Annotated in this window: 3 protein-coding genes; all 3 read left to right on the top strand. The window is 72.4% G+C overall.

The genetic code is table 11. The features are described 5' to 3' along the window. Window positions 1-346 precede the first annotated feature (346 nt). A complete protein-coding gene (locus EAD98_RS00985; RefSeq protein ID WP_121652210.1) occupies window positions 347-2740 on the top strand; it encodes a M4 family metallopeptidase in 2394 nt (797 codons plus the stop codon). Between the two features lie 131 nt (window positions 2741-2871). Next, complete coding sequence (locus EAD98_RS00990) at window positions 2872-3639, top strand: enoyl-CoA hydratase/isomerase family protein (RefSeq protein WP_121652211.1); 768 nt, start codon at window positions 2872-2874, stop codon at window positions 3637-3639. Window positions 3640-3733: 94 nt separating this feature from the next. Beyond that, window positions 3734-4686 (top strand): serine/threonine-protein kinase (locus EAD98_RS00995; RefSeq protein ID WP_147457305.1); only part of this gene is annotated, 953 nt, incomplete at its 3' end.

A 4686-nucleotide genomic window follows, 5' to 3' on the forward strand; every position in this document is an offset into this window, starting at 1 on the left:
AAGTGGTGGTGGGGGCGGCGGTCGGCGGCGGGGTGCCGGTGGCCGGCCCGGTCGGGGTCGAGCCGACGGTGGCGGGCGGCTGGTCCGGGGCGGTGCCGGCCCGGTCGTCGCCGGTGCAGCCGGCCAGCAGAGCGACCAGTAGCGCGATCGTGGCGCCGGTCGTCGAGGCGGGTCTCATGCCGCTCGGACGCGCGGCCGCGGCCGGCGGTTCCCTCGTCGCCACCCTCATCCGAACGGTCACTGTCGATGTCTGGGAGCGGTCCAAGCCTTCTCTTTTCGTCAACACATCGTTATATCTACATGCGTGACTACCCCCGTCACAATCTTTCCCCTTTCAGGAGGGCACGTGAAACGACCCCTCGCCGCCGTCAGCGCAGTGCTGCTCACCAGTGGCCTGTTGACCTGCGTCGCCACCGCGGCGCTCGCGGCTCCGCCCACCGCCCCCGCGCCGGACACCTCCGCCGCGCCCCAGGCGGCGACCGTCCTTCGAACGAACCCCGGCGCGGTCCAGGGTTCCAGCGCCGAGTCCTACCAGGTGCACAGCACCAGGGTCGACGCCTCCGGAGCCACGCACACCCGCTACACCCGGAGCTACCAGGGTCTGCGCGTCTACGGTGGTGACTTCGTCATTCACGCCGCGCCGAACGGCAGCTACGCCGGCAGCTCGGTCGGTCTGGCCGCGCCACTGACCCTCGGCACCACCGCCAGGGTCACCGCTGCGGTGGCGAAGAAGGCCGCCCGTGCCGAGTTCACCGGCAAGGCCGAGGCCGTGGGCGCCCCGGAGCTGTTCGTCGACGCCAGCTCCGGTCGGGGCAGGCTGGCCTGGGAAACCGTGGTGAGCGGCTGGCAGCCGGACGGGCAGACTCCGTCCCGGCTCCACGTGATCACCGACGCCACCACCGGCGGGGCCATCGGGTCGTACGACGAGATCGAGGCGGTGGCCGGCACCGGCAACAGCCTCTACTCGGGCACGGTCAGCATCGACACGACGCTCTCCGGCAGCACGTACCAGATGATCGACCCGTCGCACGGCAACGGCTCGACCTGCGACATGAACAACGGCACGTCGAGCTGCGCCACCTTCACCGACGCGGACAACACCTGGGGCACCGGAGCCAACTCCAACCGGCAGTCCGCCGCCGTCGACGCGCACTTCGGCGCCGCCAAGACGTTCGACTACTTCAAGAACACGCACGCCCGCAACGGCATCTTCGGCAACGGCACCGGCGTGCCGAGCCGGGTGCACTACGGCAACAACTACGTCAACGCCTTCTGGGACGGCTCGCGGATGACCTACGGCGACGGCTCGGGCAACTCCCGCCCGCTGGTCTCGCTCGACGTGGCCGCGCACGAGATGAGCCACGGCGTGACCGAGAACGTGGTCCCCGGCGGCCTCACCTACTCCGGTGAGTCCGGCGGCCTCAACGAGTCCACCAGCGACATCTTCGGCAACATGGTCGAGTTCTACGCCAACACCTCGGCCGACCCGGGCGACTACCAGGTCGGCGAGAAGATCAACATCAACGGCAACGGCACGCCGCTGCGCTACATGTACAATCCGTCGCTGGACGGCTCGTCCGACAGCTGCTGGTCCACCAGCACCAAGAACAAGGACGTGCACTACTCCTCCGGGGTCGCCAACCACTTCTACTTCAACCTCGCCGAGGGCACCGGCGCCACCGCGTACGGCACCTCGCCGGTCTGCGGCTCCGCACCCGCGATGACCGGCATCGGCCGGGCCAAGGCGGAGAAGATCTGGTTCCGGGCGTTGGACGTCTACTTCACCTCCAACACGTCGTACGTCAGCACCAGCAACCCGGCGAACACCGCCCGCGCCTACAGCCTGCGGGCGGCCACCGACCTGCACGGCAGCTGCTCGGCCGAGTACAAGGCCGTGCAGGCCGCCTGGACCGCGGTGAACGTGGCCGGCAACGACGCGCCCTGCTCGACCGGCAACGACTTCTCGGTGTCGCTGTCGCCGACCGCCGGCTCGGTGAACCCGGGCGGCTCGGCATCCACCACCGTGTCGACCGCCACCACCAGTGGCTCGGCGCAGACGGTGACGTTCTCCGCGTCCGGCCTGCCGAGCGGTGCGAGCGCCGCGTTCAGCCCCGCCTCGGTGACCTCGGGCGGCTCGTCCACCCTCACCATCAGCACCTCGGCGGCCACCCCACCCGGCACCTACTCGGTCACCGTGAACGGCGCGGGCTCGGTCACCCGGAGCGCGACCTACCGGCTGACCGTCAACGGCACCGGCGGCGGCTGCACCGCACCCGGCCAGAAGCTGGCCAACCCCGGCTTCGAGTCCGGCGCGACCGGATGGACGGCCAGCTCCGGCGTCATCACCAACTCCAGCGGTCAGGCGGCCCGCACCGGGTCGTACAAGGCCTGGCTGAACGGGTACGGCAGCAGCCGCACCGACACCCTCGCGCAGTCGGTGAGCCTGCCCTCCGGTTGTTCGTCGTACACGGTCAGCTTCTGGCTGCACATCGACTCGGCAGAGACCACCACCAGCGTCGCGTACGACACGTTGCGCGTGCAGGTGCTGAACTCGGGCGGGACGGTGCTGGCCACGTTGGCGACCTACTCGAACCTGAACAAGGCCACCGGCTACAGCCAGAAGTCCTTCTCCCTGGCCGCGTACGCCGGCCAGACCGTCAGCCTGAAGTTCACCGGCACCGAGGACTCCTCGCTGCAGACGTCCTTCGTGGTCGACGACACCGCGGTCAACGTCTCCTGACCTGACGTGACCTGCGGGCCCGGCGGCCACCCCTCACGGTGGTCGTCGGGCTCGCGCCGTTATGGTCGCGGCACTGGTGCGGGCGGGCGGGATCGGCGGCGCCGGACGGGGTGGCGCGGAGAGGAGCGGACGTGTCGGACGCGGAGTTGACCGTCGAGGTGACCGGGCCGGTCGCGACCGTGACGATCCACAACCCGGCTCGGCGCAACGCGATGACCGCCGCCATGTGGCGTCAGCTCCCCGACCTGCTCGACCGGCTGGAACCCGACCCCGACGTACGGGCCCTGGTGCTCACCGGCGCGGGCGACGCCTTCTGCGCCGGCGCCGACCTCGGCGACCTCGCCGAGCTGCTGGACGCCGGTGACGCCAGCATCGCGGTGGCCGCCGAGGAACGGCTGGCGCGCTTCGCCAAACCGACCGTCGCGGCGATCCGGGGCGCCTGCGTCGGTGGTGGCGCCCAGCTCGCGGTCGCCTGCGACCTGCGGATCGCCGCGGACGACGCCCGTTTCGGCGTACCCCCGGCCCGGCTCGGTCTGGTCTATCCGGCGCCGACGACCCGCCGGCTCGCCCGGCTGGTCGGCCCGTCCGCCGCCAAGCATCTGCTGTTCACCGCCGAGCTGATCGACGCCGAGCGAGCCCTGCGGGTCGGCCTGGTCGACGAGGTGCTGCCGGCCGACCGGCTCGCCGAGCGGGTGGACGACCTGACGGCGACCATCGCCCAGCGGTCGCCGCTGAGCGTCGCCGCCGCCAAGGAGATCGTCGACGATCGGGCCGGCCCCGCCCGGATCGCCTGGTGGCATCGGAAGGTCATGGCCACCGGCGAGGCCCGGGAAGGGGTCGCGGCGATCGCCGAGCGCCGACAGCCGCGGTTCGCCTGGCGTCCGCCGACCGGGGACTGACCCGACGGCGCGGTCGCGGCAGGCCGACTCCCGCCATTCGGCGATCTCGATCCCGGCTGGCACGCCGCCGGGGCGGTACGGCAGGCTGTCGGTCGTGCAGCGTGATCAGTTGCTTGCGGGCCGCTACCGGCTCCTGGAGCGCCTCGGCAGTGGCGGCATGTCCGCGGTGCACCGGGCGTACGACGAGGTGCTCGAACGGGACGTGGCGGTGAAGGTGCTCGTCGCCTCCGACGCCAACGCCCGGCAGCGGATCCGGGCCGAGGCCAAGGCGGCCGCCCGGCTGTCGCACCCGCACGTCACCAGCGTCTACGACTACGGCGAATCCAGGCTCGGCGGCGCCCACGTCCCGTTCGTGGTGATGGAGCTGCTCGGTGGCCACACCCTCGAACAACGGTTGGAGGCCGGCCCGCTGCCGCCCCGCGCGGGCCTGCGGATCTGCGCGGAGGTGGCGGCCGCGCTCGCGGCCGCGCACGCCCAGGAGTTGGTGCACCGCGACATCAAGCCGGCCAACGTGATGCTCACCCCCACCGGCGCGAAGGTGCTCGACTTCGGCATCGCGGCGGCCGTCGGTGATCCGGAGGTCGACTTCGAGGGGCGGCTGCTGGGCACGCCGGCCTATCTGGCTCCGGAGCGACTGGAGGCCGGCGAGGTGCTGCCGGCCTGCGACGTGTACGCCCTCGGCCTGCTCGTGCACCGGGTGCTCACCGGCCGGCCGCCGCGGAGCGCCGAAGCGCGGGCCGGGACGCTCGGCGTACCGGCGCAGGTCGAGCCCGAGCCGCTGCCCGAAATCGCCGGAGTGCCGGCCGAGATCCATCGGCTGCACCGCTGGTGTCTGGCCCGCGACCCCGCCGACCGGCCGCCGGCCGCCGAGGCGGCGCGCATCCTGCTCGCCGCCGGCGAACCCACCGCCGTCCGCGAATCGGCCGCCGTCCCGGCCAGACCGGAGGCGGGCGTCGAACCGGCCGACGCCGCGCCGCGCCGGTCCTGGCGTTGGCGGCGGGCACTGCTCGCGGTCGGTGGCGCGGTGGTCGCCGCGCTGGCGATGGG

Origin of the sequence: Micromonospora sp. CV4 (genome assembly GCF_003667455.1) — a bacterium.
In the GTDB taxonomy this organism is placed as follows: Bacteria; Actinomycetota; Actinomycetes; order Mycobacteriales; family Micromonosporaceae; genus Micromonospora.